13 protein-coding genes are annotated in these 14,908 nt (G+C 62.4%); 8 read left to right on the plus strand and 5 right to left on the minus strand.

What is annotated here, in order from left to right:
• Position 1: 1 nt before the first annotated feature.
• From F3H98_RS13555 to puuE, 4 genes are read right to left on the minus strand one after another with little or no spacing between them, the layout of a single operon-like run.
• The gene (locus F3H98_RS13555; RefSeq protein WP_149760683.1) at positions 2-595 is read right to left on the minus strand and encodes a nucleoside deaminase; all 594 of its coding nucleotides are present in this window, start codon (positions 593-595) and stop codon (positions 2-4) included.
• A 2-nt stretch (positions 596-597) separates the two neighbouring features.
• Entirely contained in the window at positions 598-1,113 is a 516-nt protein-coding gene (locus F3H98_RS13560; protein ID WP_425294843.1) for an ureidoglycolate lyase, read from the minus strand.
• Positions 1,114-1,121: 8 nt separating this feature from the next.
• Positions 1,122-1,961 carry a bifunctional allantoicase/(S)-ureidoglycine aminohydrolase gene (locus tag F3H98_RS13565; protein WP_149760685.1) on the minus strand — a complete coding sequence of 280 codons (840 nt, stop codon included), beginning with the start codon at positions 1,959-1,961 and terminating at the stop codon, positions 1,122-1,124.
• Positions 1,962-1,986: 25 nt separating this feature from the next.
• Positions 1,987-3,420, minus strand: coding sequence for an allantoinase PuuE (gene puuE / locus F3H98_RS13570; protein ID WP_149760686.1), 1,434 nt, complete (start codon positions 3,418-3,420; stop codon positions 1,987-1,989).
• Positions 3,421-3,594: 174 nt separating this feature from the next.
• Here puuE and uraH point away from each other — a divergent pair, with 174 nt between their 5' ends.
• From uraH to xdhC, 4 genes are all read left to right on the plus strand, one after another.
• Positions 3,595-3,960 carry a hydroxyisourate hydrolase gene (gene uraH / locus F3H98_RS13575; RefSeq protein ID WP_149760687.1) on the plus strand — a complete coding sequence of 122 codons (366 nt, stop codon included), beginning with the start codon at positions 3,595-3,597 and terminating at the stop codon, positions 3,958-3,960.
• 3 nt (positions 3,961-3,963) lie between these two features.
• Positions 3,964-5,442: a xanthine dehydrogenase small subunit gene (gene xdhA / locus F3H98_RS13580; RefSeq protein WP_149760688.1), complete on the plus strand. Its 1,479-nt coding sequence runs from the start codon at positions 3,964-3,966 to the stop codon at positions 5,440-5,442.
• 7 nt (positions 5,443-5,449) lie between these two features.
• Complete coding sequence (xdhB, locus tag F3H98_RS13585; RefSeq protein ID WP_149760689.1) at positions 5,450-7,816, plus strand: xanthine dehydrogenase molybdopterin binding subunit; 2,367 nt, start codon at positions 5,450-5,452, stop codon at positions 7,814-7,816.
• 62 nt (positions 7,817-7,878) lie between these two features.
• The gene (gene xdhC, locus F3H98_RS13590) at positions 7,879-8,787 is read left to right on the plus strand and encodes a xanthine dehydrogenase accessory protein XdhC (RefSeq protein ID WP_149760690.1); all 909 of its coding nucleotides are present in this window, start codon (positions 7,879-7,881) and stop codon (positions 8,785-8,787) included.
• A 76-nt stretch (positions 8,788-8,863) separates the two neighbouring features.
• Here xdhC and F3H98_RS13595 read toward each other — a convergent pair whose 3' ends face one another.
• Positions 8,864-9,784 carry a LysR family transcriptional regulator gene (locus F3H98_RS13595; protein WP_149760691.1) on the minus strand — a complete coding sequence of 307 codons (921 nt, stop codon included), beginning with the start codon at positions 9,782-9,784 and terminating at the stop codon, positions 8,864-8,866.
• 159 nt (positions 9,785-9,943) lie between these two features.
• On the opposite strand from F3H98_RS13595, the gene F3H98_RS13600 reads away from it, so the two are divergent.
• The 4 genes from F3H98_RS13600 to F3H98_RS13615 all read left to right on the plus strand — a co-directional run bounded on the left by F3H98_RS13600 (position 9,944) and on the right by F3H98_RS13615 (position 14,512).
• Positions 9,944-11,161, plus strand: coding sequence for a urate hydroxylase PuuD (locus tag F3H98_RS13600; protein WP_149760692.1), 1,218 nt, complete (start codon positions 9,944-9,946; stop codon positions 11,159-11,161).
• 14 nt (positions 11,162-11,175) lie between these two features.
• Positions 11,176-12,501, plus strand: a complete 1,326-nt coding sequence (gene guaD / locus F3H98_RS13605; RefSeq protein WP_149760693.1) for a guanine deaminase — start codon at positions 11,176-11,178, stop codon at positions 12,499-12,501.
• 78 nt (positions 12,502-12,579) lie between these two features.
• Positions 12,580-13,092 (plus strand): heme-degrading domain-containing protein, encoded by a 513-nt coding sequence (locus F3H98_RS13610; RefSeq protein WP_149760694.1) that lies wholly within the window; start codon positions 12,580-12,582, stop codon positions 13,090-13,092.
• Positions 13,093-13,249: 157 nt separating this feature from the next.
• Positions 13,250-14,512 (plus strand): glycerate kinase type-2 family protein, encoded by a 1,263-nt coding sequence (locus tag F3H98_RS13615; RefSeq protein WP_149760695.1) that lies wholly within the window; start codon positions 13,250-13,252, stop codon positions 14,510-14,512.
• Positions 14,513-14,908 lie beyond the last annotated feature (396 nt).

Below are 14,908 nucleotides of genomic sequence, written 5' to 3' on the forward strand. Positions count from 1 at the left end.
TTCAATTCAGCGGGATGTCGTTCTCGGCCTTGCTGTCCTGATATTCACCCGACAGTTCGTCGTAGCGGGCCGCTATCGCTGAAGCGCGGGCTTCCAGCCTTTCGCGTTCGGCCTGCGGCAGCTCGCGCACCAGCTTTCGCAGCGAATAGCTTTTCCAGTAGGCGTTTTCGGCATTGTAGCCTCCCGGATCGAGGGTGAAGACCTCTTTCAGGATCTTCAGGTCGTGCGGGATGGCGAATGAGTCGCGCGAATCCTCGTGGCTGAAGAGATAGTAGAAATTGTCGAAGCCGGTCCAGGTGATCGCGGACAGGCAGAGCGAGCAGGGCTCGTGCGTGGACACGAAGATGCAGTCCCTGGTGTCCGGGCGGTCTGCCTTTGGCATCTCGTAAAACCGCTTCAGGCAATGGACCTCACCGTGCCAGAGTGGGTTCTCCATCTCGTTGTTGGTTTCGGCCAGCACGAGCGAACGGTCATCCTTCCTCAGGATGGCGGCGCCGAACAGCTTGTTGCCTCGGGCCACGCCATCGGCGGTCTTCGGTACGATGTCGTCTTCGATAACGTCGAACAGGCGGTCGATAAGCGAAATATCAGGCATGGTCAGACGGTTTCCGGCAGGTGGATTTCGTAAGGATGCGAAAAATAGAATTCTTCGAGATTGGAGCCGTCGCCGCCGCGGTCGACGACGAGGAAGTCCTGCGGCCCGCCGATTGGAGTCAGGACACCATGCCATAGGTTGCGGGGGTAGTTCACGCCTTGGCCGGGGCGGGTCAGAAAAGCATGCGGGGCGCCCGGACCGTCCTTATCATCAGGGCAGACGACGATGAGGAAAGGCCGCGGCGACAGCGGGATGAAAGCCTGGCTGCCCAGCGGATGGCGCTCGACCATCGAGAGCTGCAGCGGGAAGCTGTAGGGCGTGCCTTTGAAGATGTTGATGATGACGCTTCCGTTCGGCCCGCCGGCCTCCGCCGTGGCCAGCGCATGGTAGCGTTCGCACCGGCCGTTGTTGATCGGATAATGGTGCGCACCTTCGGTTTCGATGACCTCGCCGAACCGGGCGAAGGCCTCGCGGGTGAGTGGCTGTGCTTTGATGATACGGTCCACGCGCAAATCCATCCTACCCGCTAGCCCCTTGTGAATGGCGTACCGAGCTTCATGTGCCGGTTGACGTCCTTGTAGAGAAGGTAGCGGAAATTGCCGGGGCCGCCGGCATAACAGGCCTGCGGACAGAAGGCGCGCAGCCACATGTAGTCGCCAGCCTGAACCTCCACCCAGTCCTGGTTGAGGCGGTACACCGCCTTGCCCTCCAGCACGTAGAGCCCGTGTTCCATCACATGCGTCTCGGGGAAGGGGATGACGCCGCCGGGGCCGATGGTGACGATAGTGACGTGCATGTCGTGGCGCAGGTCCGCCGGGTCGACGAAGCGGGTCGTGGCCCATTTGCCATCGGTGTCCGGCATCTCGGTCGGGGCGATGTCGTTCTCGTTGGCGAAGATCGGCGCCGGCGCCTCGATGCCTTCGACGAACTCATAGGCCTTGCGCACCCAGTGGAAGCGGGCTGTGCTGCCGCTTTCGTTGCGCAGGCTCCATTTGGCCGCCGGCGGCAGGAAGGCATAGCCACCCGGCTTCATCACATGGCTCTTGCCGTCGAGGCGCACGGTGATCTCGCCCTCGACCACGAACAGCACGCCCTCCGCTCCGGCATCCGGCTCCGGCCGGTCGCTGCCGCCGCCCGGCTGCACTTCCATGACGTATTGCGAGAAGGTCTCGGCAAAGCCGGACAGCGGCCGGGCGATGATCCACAGCCGCGTCTTGTCCCAGAAGGGCAGGTACGACGCGACGATATCGCTGAATTCGCGCCTGGGGATCACCGCATAGGCTTCCGTGAATACGGCGCGGTCTGTGATCAGGTCGGTCTGCGGCGGCAATCCGCCCTTCGGCGCGTAATAGGTGCGGTCGGTCATCTTCATCATATCCATCGGTTCAGACCTATGCGGGCAAGATTTCTTTCAGGCGCAGAAGCGCGATGCGCTCCACTTGCCGGCAGGCGGTGTCGAACTCGGTGCGGCGATCGTTGCCGATGCGGCTTTCGAAGGCGGCGAGTATCTCGTCCTTGCTCTTGCCTTTCACCGCGATGATGAAGGGGAAGCCGAAGGTGGTGACATAGGCCGCGTTGAGTTTCGAGAACAGTTCGCGTTCGTTGTCGGTCAAGGCATCGAGGCCGGCGGAAGCCTGTTCCTTTGTCGATTCTTCGGTCAGCCGCCTGGCTTGGGCCAGCTTGCCAGCGAGGTCGGGGTGGGCGGTGAGCACGCCCAGCCGTTCCTTTTCGCTGGCTGAGCGGAAAACGCGGCAAAGCGCATTGTGCAGGCCGCCGGCGGTATCATGCGCAGGGCCGAGTTCCAACCTGAAGGCACGTTCGGCGATCCATGGCGAATGTTCGAAGATGCTGCCGAACCGCTCCACGAACTCCGGTTCAGCCAGGCGTGAGGGACGCAATGCCCGCGCTTGGTAGGGATGCTGCGCACGCCAGTGTTCGGCAATGTCGATGCGACGGGCGAGCCAGACCTGGTCGTGCGACTTCACGTAGTCGATGAAGCGCTGCAGGGCTGCGGCGCGGCCAGGCCGGCCTATCAGCCGGCAGTGCAGGCCTATGCTCATCATGCCCTGCCGCCCGGCCTGGCCCTCGGCATAGAGCGTATCGAACGCATCCTTCAGATAGGCGAAGAACTGGTCGCCTGAGTTGAAGCCCTGCGGTGTGGCGAAACGCATGTCGTTGGCATCAAGCGTGTAGGGGATGATCAGCTGCGGCGGGATGGCGTTGCCATGGCCGTCGTGATCGAGCCAATAGGGCAGGTCGTCGTCATAGGTATCCGAAATGTAGGCGAAACCACCTTCCTCGGCGACAAGACGAACGGTGTTGACCGACGTGCGGCCCGTGTACCACCCGGTCGGACGCTCGCCGGTCACTTGCGCGTGGAGCGCGATCGCCTCCTCGACGTGGCGGCGCTCGTCTTCGGCGGCGTAGTCGCGGTAATCGATCCATTTCAGGCCATGGGAGGCGATTTCCCAGCCGGCCTGCTGCATGGCGGTTACCTGATCCGGCGAGCGAGCGAGCGCTGTGGCGACTCCGTAGACGGTGACCGGGACTTCTGCTGCGGTGAACATGCGATGGAGCCGCCAGAAGCCGGCGCGGGCGCCGTATTCGTAGATAGATTCCATGTTCCAGTGGCGAAGTCCTTGCCAGGGCGCGGCGCCGACGATCTCGGACAGGAACGCTTCGGAGGCCGCATCGCCGTGAAGGACACAGTTTTCACCGCCCTCCTCGTAGTTGACGACGAACTGCACGCACACTTTTGCGCCATCTGGCCATTTCGGGTCCGGCGGATTGGCGCCGTAGCCACGCATGTCGCGTTGGTATCGCATATCCCTCAACCTGCATGCTCCCGATTGCTTGCATAAGATTATCGGAAGGGGTCGGCCAACATTCCCCCCAAAATTTTTGAAAGTCTTTTTGTGGCCCTCTGCTTCACCGGGACTTATGCATGGCATTTAATTGGCGCACAATTGATCGTTCGTGTTCGGATGCAGGGAGGCAGAATGTCGAAGACTGATAGCGGGCGGCTGACGACCCACGTTCTGGATACCGCTTCCGGAAAGCCGGCTGCCGGGCTGTCGATCTCGCTTTTCCGTATAGAGGACGACGCCCGCACACACCTCAAGACCGTATGGACCAACGCCGACGGACGTTGCGATCAGCCACTGTTGCAAGGCGACGAATTTGTCACCGGCGACTACGAACTGCTGTTCCAGGCGGGCGACTATTTGCGGGCGCAAGGAGCGAAGCTGCCGCGGCCTGCGTTCCTTGACATCGTGCCGATCCGCTTCGGCATGGCCGAGCGGGTACATTACCACGTGCCGCTGCTCATCTCGCCCTACGGCTATTCGACTTATCGGGGAAGCTGAGCCATGGCGATCAAGACCCGCACCGAAATCCGCTTCCTGCTTAACAGCGAGACTGTGACGCTGAAGGACGTGGCTCCCGATGAAACGCTGCTCGACTATCTCAGGCTCCGCCGCTCGCTGCGGGGTTCCAAGGAAGGCTGCGCGGAAGGCGATTGCGGCGCCTGCACGGTGCTGGTCGGCCGGTTGAGCGACGGCAAGCTCGTGTATGAAAGCGTCAATGCCTGCATCCGATTCATGGGTTCGCTCGACGGCCTGCATGTGGTGACGATCGAGCACCTGGGCGGCGAGGGCGGGAACCTGCATCCGGTGCAGCAGGCGATGGTCGATTTCCATGGTTCGCAATGCGGCTTCTGCACACCCGGCTTCGTGATGTCGCTCTATGGCTTGTGGATGAGGAGTCCGGAGCCGGGGGACGCAGCCATTGAAAAGGCGCTGCAGGGCAATCTTTGCCGCTGTACCGGCTACGAGGCGATCGTTCGCGCCGCAAAGGCTATCTCCAGCTATGGCAAGGCGGCAAAGGACCCGCTGGCCGCGGAACGCTCCAGGGTTGCCGCCAGATTGCAGGAGTGGCGCGACGGCTCGCGCGTCGAGATCGGCATCGGCGATGCACGGTTTGCCATTCCGGGAAACGTCGACGATTTCGCTACGATCCTGGAGGCTGCGCCGAAAGCCACCGTGGTCGCCGGCTCGACCGATGTCGGGCTGTGGGTGACGAAACATATGAGGGAGATCTCGCCCGCCATCTTCATCGGCAATCTCGACGGGCTGCAGACAATTTCGGAAAAGGATGGCGTCATCAGCATCGGTGCCGGCGTCACTTATACCGACGCGTTCGAGCTGCTGTCGAAGCGCATCCCGGCATTCGGCCCGCTGATCGACCGCATCGGCGGCGAGCAGGTACGCAACATGGGCACGATCGGCGGCAACATCGCCAATGGTTCGCCGATCGGCGACATGCCGCCGCCGCTGATTGCGCTTGGCGCGACGCTGACGCTGCGCAAAGGCCGGAAACGCAGGACGATTCCACTGGAAAAATTCTTCGTCGCCTACGGCAAGCAGGACCGGCTGCCGGGCGAATTCGTCGAGGCAGTGCACGTGCCTGTGCCGGCCAAATCAGCCAAATTCGCGATCTACAAGATCACCAAGCGGCGCGACGAGGACATCACCGCTGCACTCGGCGCGTTTTATCTGACGCTCGCGAGGAATGGCATGGTGGAAAATATCCGTATCGCCTATGGCGGCATGGCGGCAACGCCGAAGCGTGCGACAGCGGTGGAAAGGGCCCTGACTGGCAAACCATGGTCGGCTGCGACGGTCGAGGCCGCGCTCAGGGCCTACGCCGCCGATTTCACGCCGCTGACCGATATGCGGGCTTCCGCCGAATACCGGGCCTTGGCGGCGCGCAACCTGCTCAGGCGGTTCTTCGTCGAAACGCAAGGGGGCAAGGCGCCGCTCCAGGTTTCGCGGACAGAGGCGGCGTGAGGCAGAGATGAACAATCATTCTTCGATCGACCTCAAAGCGGCGCGGATCAAGGGCGGCGTCGCCACCGACCAGCGGCACGATTCCGCGCACAAGCATGTTACCGGGCAGGCGGTCTATATCGACGACATGCCGGAGCCGGCGGGCACGCTGCATGGCTGCCTCGGTCTATCGACAGTGGCGCACGGCACCATCCGTGAGATCGACGTTTCGGCCGTGCGCAGCGCTCCCGGTGTGGTCGACGTGCTGCTCGCCAGCGACGTGCCGGGCGAGAACGACATCTCTCCAACCGGGCGCCATGACGAGCCGGTGCTTGCCGATGGCAAGGTGCAGTTTTATGGCCAGCCGATTTTCTGTGTGATCGCCGAGACGCGAGAAGCGGCGCGCCGGGCGACACGGCATGCCAAGATCAGCTACACCGAATTGCCGGCGATCATCGATATTGGCGAGCTTGATCCGGTCAGTTCGAAGCTGGTGACGCCGCCGCTGACGTTGAAGCGGGGCGACGCCAAGGCGGCAATCGCCGACGCACCGCGGCGTCTCAAGGGCCAGATGCGGGTCGGCGGGCAGGAGCACTTTTATCTCGAGGGCCATATCGCGATGGCAATTCCTGGCGAGGACCAGGATGTCACCATCTATTGCTCGACGCAGCACCCGAGTGAGGTACAGCACATGGTCGGCCATGCGCTCGGCGTTCCTTCGCATGCGGTGATGGTGGAGATCCGTCGCATGGGCGGCGGCTTCGGCGGCAAGGAAACCCAGGGCAATCAGTTTGCCGCGCTGGCGGCGATCGCCGCCAAGAAACACCACCGCGCGGTGAAGATCCGGCCGGACCGCGACGACGACATGATCGCCACCGGCAAGCGGCACGATTTCCTGATCGACTACGAGGTCGGTTTCGACGACGAAGGCAGGATTCTGGGCGTCGACTTCATGTTCGCGGCGCGCTGCGGTTTTTCGGCCGATCTGTCCGGCCCGGTCACCGATCGCGCGCTGTTCCATTGCGACAACACCTATTTTTACCCCAATGTTCTGGCGCGTTCGGCGCCGCTCTACACCAACACGGTGTCGAACACCGCCTTCCGTGGCTTCGGCGGCCCGCAAGGCATGGTCGGCGCCGAGCGGGTCATAGAGGAAGTCGCCTTCGCCGTTGGCAAAGACCCGCTGGAAATCCGCAAGCTGAATTTTTACGGCCCAAATGGCGACAAGAATGGCGACCGCAACGTAACGCCCTACCACCAGACGGTGGAGGACAACATCATCCACCGCGTCATCGCCGAGCTGGAGGAGAGCTGCGACTATGCAAGGAGGCGGCGCACCATCGACGCCTTCAACGCCAACAGCGACATCATCAAGCGTGGCCTTGCACTGACGCCGGTCAAGTTCGGCATTTCCTTCACCGCCACGCATTACAACCAGGCCGGCGCGCTGGTGCATGTCTACACCGACGGTTCGGTGCACCTTAATCACGGCGGCACCGAGATGGGTCAGGGGCTGAACACCAAGGTCGCGCAGGTGGTGGCCGAGGAATTCCAGATCGATCTCGATCAGGTGAAGATCACCGCGACGACCACCGGCAAGGTGCCGAACACATCGGCGACGGCCGCATCGTCAGGCACCGATCTCAACGGCATGGCGGCGCAGAACGGCGCCCGGCAGATCAAGGACAGGCTGATCGATTTCGCAGCCAAAAAGTACCAGGTGCCGCACGACCAGATCGTGTTCCTGCCCAACCGGGTGCGCGTCGGTAACCAGGAGATCGCCTTCGCCGACCTGATCAAGCAGGCCTATATGGCCCGTATCCAGCTTTCGGCAGCAGGCTTCTACAAGACCCCCAAAATCCACTGGAACAGGGACAAGGGCGAAGGCCGACCGTTCTATTATTTTGCTTACGGCGCGTCTTGCTCGGAAGTATCGATCGACACGCTGACCGGCGAATATGTGGTCGAGCGCACCGACATATTGCACGAAACCGGACGCTCGCTGAACCGCGCCATCGACCTCGGCCAGATCGAAGGCGGTTTCATCCAGGGTATGGGCTGGCTGACAACGGAGGAATTGTGGTGGGACGACAAGGGACGCCTGCGCACCCATGCGCCGTCGACCTACAAGATCCCGCTGGCTTCCGACCGCCCGAAAATCTTCAATGTGGTGCTGGCCGACTGGCCGGAAGCGCATGAGCCGACGATACATCGCTCCAAGGCCGTCGGCGAGCCGCCTTTCCCGCTTGGCATGTCGGTGCTGCATGCGCTGTCCGATGCGGTGGCGAGTGTGGCCAACCACAAGATCTGCCCGCGCCTCGACGCGCCGGCAACGCCAGAGCGGGTGCTGATGGCCGTGGAGAGGCTGAAGGCGGAAGCGCGCCGCCGCGCCTGAAACGGCCGCAAAACGGGAAAATCGAGACGGAAACTGCTATATTCCCAGGCGGGAATGCGACCATGACCTCAAAACTGCAAAACCTCCGGACCTTTTTAGCCGCGCACGGCCCCGTTGCGCTGGTCGAGGTCGCGGGAACAAAGGGCTCCACGCCGCGCGAAAAAGGCGCGTGGATGCTTGTGTCGCCCTCGGCGATCCATGGCACCATCGGAGGCGGCCAGCTCGAATACATGGCAATCGACAAAGCCAGGCAGATGCTGGGCACATCGCCTCGCTCGAGCGGGAAGGGCGCCCGCGCCACCATCGATGTCCACGAGGTCTGCGCCACGCTCGACGTGCCGCTCGGACCAGAAATCGGCCAGTGTTGCGGCGGCCGTGTCGAGGTGCTGATCCAACTGGCCGACGAGAAAATCCTCGCCAAACTGGTTGCCGTTGCGGAATCGGAAGAAGGGAAGTCGCCGCATATCTACATCTTCGGCGGCGGCCATGTCGGCAAGGCCCTGGCCGAGGCGTTGTCGCTGCTGCCAGTCCGCGCCGTCGTGATCGAGACGCGGGAAGATGAACTGGAAGGTATTGCTGAGGCTGTCGAAACGCGGCTGACCCCGTTGCCCGAGGAAGTGGTGCGGGAGGCGCCAGCCGGCTCTGCTTTTGCAGTGCTCACCCATGATCACGCGCTCGATTTCCTTATCGTGGCGGAAGCGTTGAAGCGGGGCGATACGGCCTATGTCGGCATGATCGGTTCGCAGACCAAGAAGGCGACGTTCAAGAGCTGGTTCCTGAAGACCGCGGGCGGCACCGAGCAGGAATTTTCACGTCTCGTTTCGCCGATCGGCGGTGACGCGGTAAAGGACAAGCGGCCGCAAGTGATCGCCGCCCTTGCTGCAGCCGAGATGATGACGGCGCTGGTTCTCCACGCCGCGGCAAAGCCCGCGGCGCGGAGCCATCGGGAAGAGAGCCGCGCCGCGAACTGATCCGTGCCCCCTGCAACCATTTAGGTGCGAAGGTTGCCGGCGAAAGGCGCTGCGTCAAATTTGCACTGCCTGAAACCTACCGTCCGGCCAGCAGATCCTTGATCAGCCGCTGGCAGCGCTCCGCCATGAAATCGAGCAGCAGCCGGACCTTCGGATCCTGGAACTTCTTGTGCGGGTATACCGCGGCAAACTGCACCGGTGTTGGCGGGGTGGCGGGAAGGATGACCTTCAGGCGCTGGTCGCGAATGAACGGCTCGACCTCGAAACGCGGCTTGTTGATGATGCCGCGGCCGGCGAGCGCCCAGCCGGTGAGGACATCGCCGTCGTCGCTGTCGAACGGTCCGTGAACTTCGAACTTCATCGGGCCGGCAGGCGTGTTGAGGGTCCAGTAAAATTCCTTCGACCCGGGGAAGCGCAGCATCAGGCAATCGTGCTTCTTTGAAATCAGGTCGTTCGGATCGGCCGGTTCTCCGCGCGCTTCCAGATATTTCGGCGAAGCGACCAGCACCCGCTCGCATTCCATGATGCCACGCATGCGCAGGCTGGAATCCTCCAGCAGGCCGAGCCTGAAGGCGACATCGATGCCCTCCTTCATGATATCGACATTGTGGTCGGAAAGCCGCAGCCTGACTTCTATGTCGGGGTACTTGTCGTGGAAATCCGGGATGCCGGAGGCGATCAGCCGGCGACCGAGGCCAAGCGGCGCGGTGACGCGGATCGAACCGCGCGGCTGGCCGGACAGCGCGCTGACCGCGGCTTCGGCCTCGACGATTGCCTCCAGCACCTGCTTGGCGCCGGCGTAGAAAACCGTCCCTTGCTCGGTCGGCATCAACTGCCTGGTGGTGCGGTTGAACAGGCGCACGCCGAGGTGCTTTTCCAGTTCCTTGATGCGATTTGAAGCGACTGCCGGCGAAATGCGCATGTCGCGGCCGGCGGCTGAAAGGTTGCCGAGTTCGACGACGCGGACGAAGACGGCGATGTTGTCGAGATAAGCCATGCGTACCCGGGGTTGCGTAGGCGGCGTTCAGCCAGGATGATGGGCCAGTATTTTCCATTTTTTTTTGAAAGTCATCGTGCACGTCTCCTCTTTCCGTTCAGGCTGCAAACCGCAACAATCGAAACCCGCATTCAAGCGCCGGTCGGGACGGAGGCAGCCATGAACGATTTTGCGATTTTCTGGGATTGGCTAAGCTTCGGCGTACGCTGGTTGCACGTCATTACCGGAATCGCCTGGATCGGCTCATCCTTCTATTTCGTGGCGCTTGACCTCGGCCTGCGCCAGCGTCCCGGCCTGCCTGCCGGCGCCCATGGCGAGGAATGGCAGGTGCATGGCGGCGGTTTCTACCACATCCAGAAATATCTGGTGGCGCCGGCTGAAATGCCTGAGCACCTGACCTGGTTCAAATGGGAATCCTACGCTACCTGGATGAGCGGCTTCGCGCTGCTCGCCATCGTCTATTACGCCGGCGCCGACCTCTACCTGATCGATCCGAATGTGCTCGACGTTTCGGCGCCCGTGGCGATCCTGATTTCGCTGGCCTCGCTTGGCCTTGGCTGGCTGATCTACGACCTGTTGTGCAAATCGCCGCTCGGCAACAACGATACCCTGCTGATGCTGGTGCTCTACGCCATCGTGGTGTTCATGGCCTGGGGATACACGCAGCTTTTCACCGGCCGCGCCGCGTTCCTGCACCTTGGCGCCTTCACCGCCACCATCATGTCGGCGAACGTGTTCCTGGTCATCATTCCCAACCAGAAGATCGTCGTGGCCGACCTCATCGCCGGCCGCAAGCCGGACCCGAAATACGGCAAGATCGCCAAGACGCGCTCGCTGCACAACAACTACCTGACGCTGCCGGTGCTGTTCCTGATGCTGTCGAACCACTATCCACTGGCGTTCGGCACCCAGTTCAACTGGGTGATCGCGTCGCTGGTGTTCATGATCGGTGTGCTGATCCGGCACTATTTCAACACCATGCATGCCCGCAAAGGCAATCCAACCTGGACATGGCTGGCCGCCGGCATCCTGTTCATCGTCATCATGTGGTTGTCGACCGTGCCGAAAATATTGACCGGCGAACCGAAGGTATCGGCCGCGAACGGGGCGTTTATCGCCTCGACGCATTTTCCGGCCGTGCGCGACACCGTGCTTGGCCGCTGCGCGATGTGCCATGCCGCCGAGCCCGGCTGGGAGGGCATCCGTCAGGCTCCCAAGGGAGTGATCCTGGAGACCGACGCGGCGATTGCCGAACATGCGCGCGAAATCTACCTGCAAGCCGGGCGCAGCCATGCCATGCCGCCCGGCAACGTGACTGGTGTGACGCCGGAAGAACGGCAACTGCTTGCCACCTGGTTTGAAGAAGCGCGGAAATAGGCCGGAGCAGACAAATGACCGATACTTTGCTCAGGGGCCGGACTCTGACCTTTCTGCGCTGGCCCGACGGCGTCGACGACCATGCCTCCTATACCTATGAAGAAGATGGCGGGCTGCTGATCCGCGACGGCCGCATCATCGCGGCAGGCGCCTACGCCGACGTGGCGCGGCAAGCCGGCGAAAGTGTCCAAAAAGTCGACCATCGGCCGCATCTGCTGCTGCCGGGCTTCATCGATGCGCATGTGCATTTTCCGCAGATGCAGGTGATCGCCTCCTACGGCGCCGAGCTGCTCGACTGGCTGAACACCTATACGTTTCCGGAAGAGACGAAATTTGCCAACACACAGCATGGCCGGCGCATCGCCAGGCTATTCCTCGACGAGATGGTGCGGCACGGCACAACCACCGTGGCGGCCTATTGTTCGGTGCACAAGGAGTCGGCCGAGGCATTCTTCGCCGAATCGCACGACCGCAACATGCTCAACATCGCCGGCAAGGTTATGATGGACCGCAACGCCCCCGACGGCGTTCTCGATACGCCGCAGTCGGGCTATGACGACACCAAGGGGTTGATCCGGGAATGGCATGGGCGTGGCCGGCAGCTCTATGCTGTGACGCCACGCTTTGCCATCACCTCCTCGCCGGAGCAGATGGAGATGGCCGGCGCGCTGATGCGCGAATTTCCTGACCTGCACATGCAGACGCATCTGTCGGAGAACGACAAGGAAATCGCCTTCACCCAGGAGCTTTATCCGTGGTCGCGCGACTATACGGATGTCTACGAGCACTACGGGCTGCTGGGCAGGAAAGCGCTGCTCGGACACTGCATCCACCTTTCCGAGCGCGAAGCCGATGCGTTGTCTGAAAGCGGTTCGGTGGCAGTGTTCTGCCCGACCTCGAATCTGTTTCTCGGCTCGGGGCTTTTCGACTACCAGCGCTACCGGACGCGGCAAAAACCGCTGCGCATCGCCGCGGCGACGGATGTCGGCGGCGGCACCAACTATTCGATGCTGCGAACGATGGACGAAGGCTACAAGGTGATCGCGCTCAATGGCGAGAAGCTCAACCCGTTCGCCTCGTTCTGGCAGATGACCCGCGGCAACGCCGAAGCGCTTTCGGTCGGCGACAAGGTCGGTACGCTGGACGCCGGCACGGACGCCGATATCGTGGTGCTGGACAGTAAGGCCACACCCGGCATGCGGCTTCGGATGGAAACCGTGAAGACGCTGGCTGAAGAACTCTTCCTGCTGCAGACGCTGGGCGACGATCGGTCTGTCAGGGAAGTCTATGTCGCTGGTAAACCCGCCAAGAGTGTCATGTCGACAACCGGCGTCGCCTGATCCGTTTCTGCGGCGGTCACGGTGTTGGCAGCGGGCCGGCTTTATGCGAAGCAGCGTTCCTACCTGGAGGGGTAAAAAATGGCTACCGCTGACGACATCGCCGGAATTATTGCGCAGGAAGCAGCTCTGGTGTTCGATCATTTCGACGAAGCGCGGGCTTTTGCCATCGGTTCGGCGCTGCGCGAGCGCGGGGTGAAAGACAAGCTGCCGATCATCATCGACATCCAGCTCTGGGACCGGCCGCTTTTCTATGCCGCACTTCCAGGCTCGACCAGCTCCAATGCCGACTGGGCGCGGCGCAAGCGCAATGTGGTGAAGATGTTTCACAAAAGCACCTACCGCATGGGGCTGGAGCAAGGACGGGAGGACAAGACGTTTCCGCCCGGACATGGGCTCGACCCGTCGGAATTCGTGCTGGCCGGCGGCGGTTTTCCGGTCAGGGTGAAGGGCGTCGGCGCGGTCGGCGTCATTGCGGTTTCCGGGCTGCCACAGCGGCAGGATCACGAGATCATCGTGGCGGTGCTCGCCGAACATCTCGGGCTTGACGCCGGGAAGCTGGCGTTGACCGCCGATCCGACGGCACGGGCATAGCGGTTCGAGCCATCGATGGTGTTCAGCGTTTCTCCTTCCGCAGAACACTGCTCTTCGCCAGGCTCCCGGTGCTTGTCGTTCGGAAAGCCAAATTGTTGGCCGTTCGTTATCTTCAACAACCACTCATCACTCTCCGTAAGGAGGCAGACCAACTGTCATGAACGTTGATCCCAAGCCTTTTCTGACGTCTGTTTTCAACGCCGCCGTTGCGGCGGCCGACCCCGACCGAACGATCCGCAATCACCTGCCGCCAAAGCCGAAGGGGCGCACGATCGTCATCGGCGCTGGCAAGGGCTCGGCGCAGATGGCGGCAGCACTCGAGAAAGCCTGGGACGGACCGATCGAGGGCGTCGTCGTGACACGCTATGGCTATGCCGCCAAATGTGAGCGGATCGAGGTGATCGAGGCCGCGCACCCGGTACCGGATAAGGCCGGGCTCGCTGCCGCGAAACGGTTGCTCGAGACGGTACGGGGGCTGACGGCGGACGACCTGGTGATCGCGCTTATCTCGGGTGGTGGGTCGGCGCTTTTGCCATCGCCTGCCGGCGATCTGACCCTGGCGGATGAAATAGCGGTCAACGAGGCGCTGCTGGCTTCCGGCGCACCCATTGCCGCGATGAACGCGGTGCGCAAGCATGTCTCCACGATCAAGGGCGGACGCCTTGCCGCAGCTGCTTATCCGGCGAAGCTGGTCTCGCTGGTGGTGTCGGATATCCCGGGCGACAACCCGGCGCTGGTGGCTTCCGGCCCGACGGTGCCGGACCAAAGCACCCGCCAGGACGTGCTGGCGATCGTTTCCACCTACGGGATGAAACTGCCGGCGGCGGTGATGGCGCATCTGAATTCGCCGGCAGCCGATGCGCCATTGCCCGGCGACGAGGTTTTCGCCGGCAATGAGGTGCACCTGATCGCCTCGGCGGCGGTGTCGCTGGAAGCGGCGGCAGCACTCGCCGCCAGAGAGGGAATCCAGGCGATCATTCTTTCCGATTCCATCGAAGGCGAGGCGCGCGACGTTGGTTCCGTGCATGCGGGAATCGCGCGCGAGGTCGCGACGCGCAACCGGCCGTTCAACAAGCCGGTGCTGATCCTTTCCGGTGGCGAGACGACGGTGACCTTGCGCGCCAAGGGAAAAGGCGGCCGCAACAGCGAATTTCTGCTGGCCTTCGCCATCGGCATCGATGGCGTTGAAGGTATCGATGCGCTCGCCGCCGACACGGACGGCATCGACGGTTCGGAAAACAACGCCGGCGCCTTTGCAGACGGGACGACGGTGGCGCGCATGCGTGCGGCCGGCGTCGATGCCAAGGCCATGCTTGCCGGCAACAACGCCTGGACGGCGTTCAACGCCGTGAGCGATCTGTTCGTGCCCGGCCCGACCGGAACGAACGTGAACGATTTGAGGGCGATCCTGATTCGTTAGTGTCTGACCCAAAAGTCGCCATGCCGGGCTGCAAATGGCAATTTCTCCGCTTCCGGTGCTCACGTACCCAAATGTACGCTGCGCTCCGGTTCTCGAAATCACCATTTTCGCCTCGGCCTGCCGCTTTTTGATTCAGACACTTAGACCGGAGCATTTTTTCGCCTTGGACGAAAACAGCCCCCACCCCCCGTGAAGGACGAGGAGAGGGGGACTGAGGCGTTTGCGGCCAGCTCCTTCGCTCCGCCTGTAGGGAGGTTCTGCACCGTTCCACACGTCGCGGCGGTCACGGCATGGATCCTCTGGTCTGCGCGACGGAGCTTCGCTCCTGCTTCGCCCGAGGATGACGAAGGGAGGGAGTGCACCGCCAATCGCCAACGTTGGTGATTGCCGTCAACC

It is taken from the genome of Neomesorhizobium albiziae, assembly GCF_900114255.1.
Classification (GTDB): domain Bacteria; phylum Pseudomonadota; class Alphaproteobacteria; order Rhizobiales; family Rhizobiaceae; genus Neomesorhizobium; species Neomesorhizobium albiziae.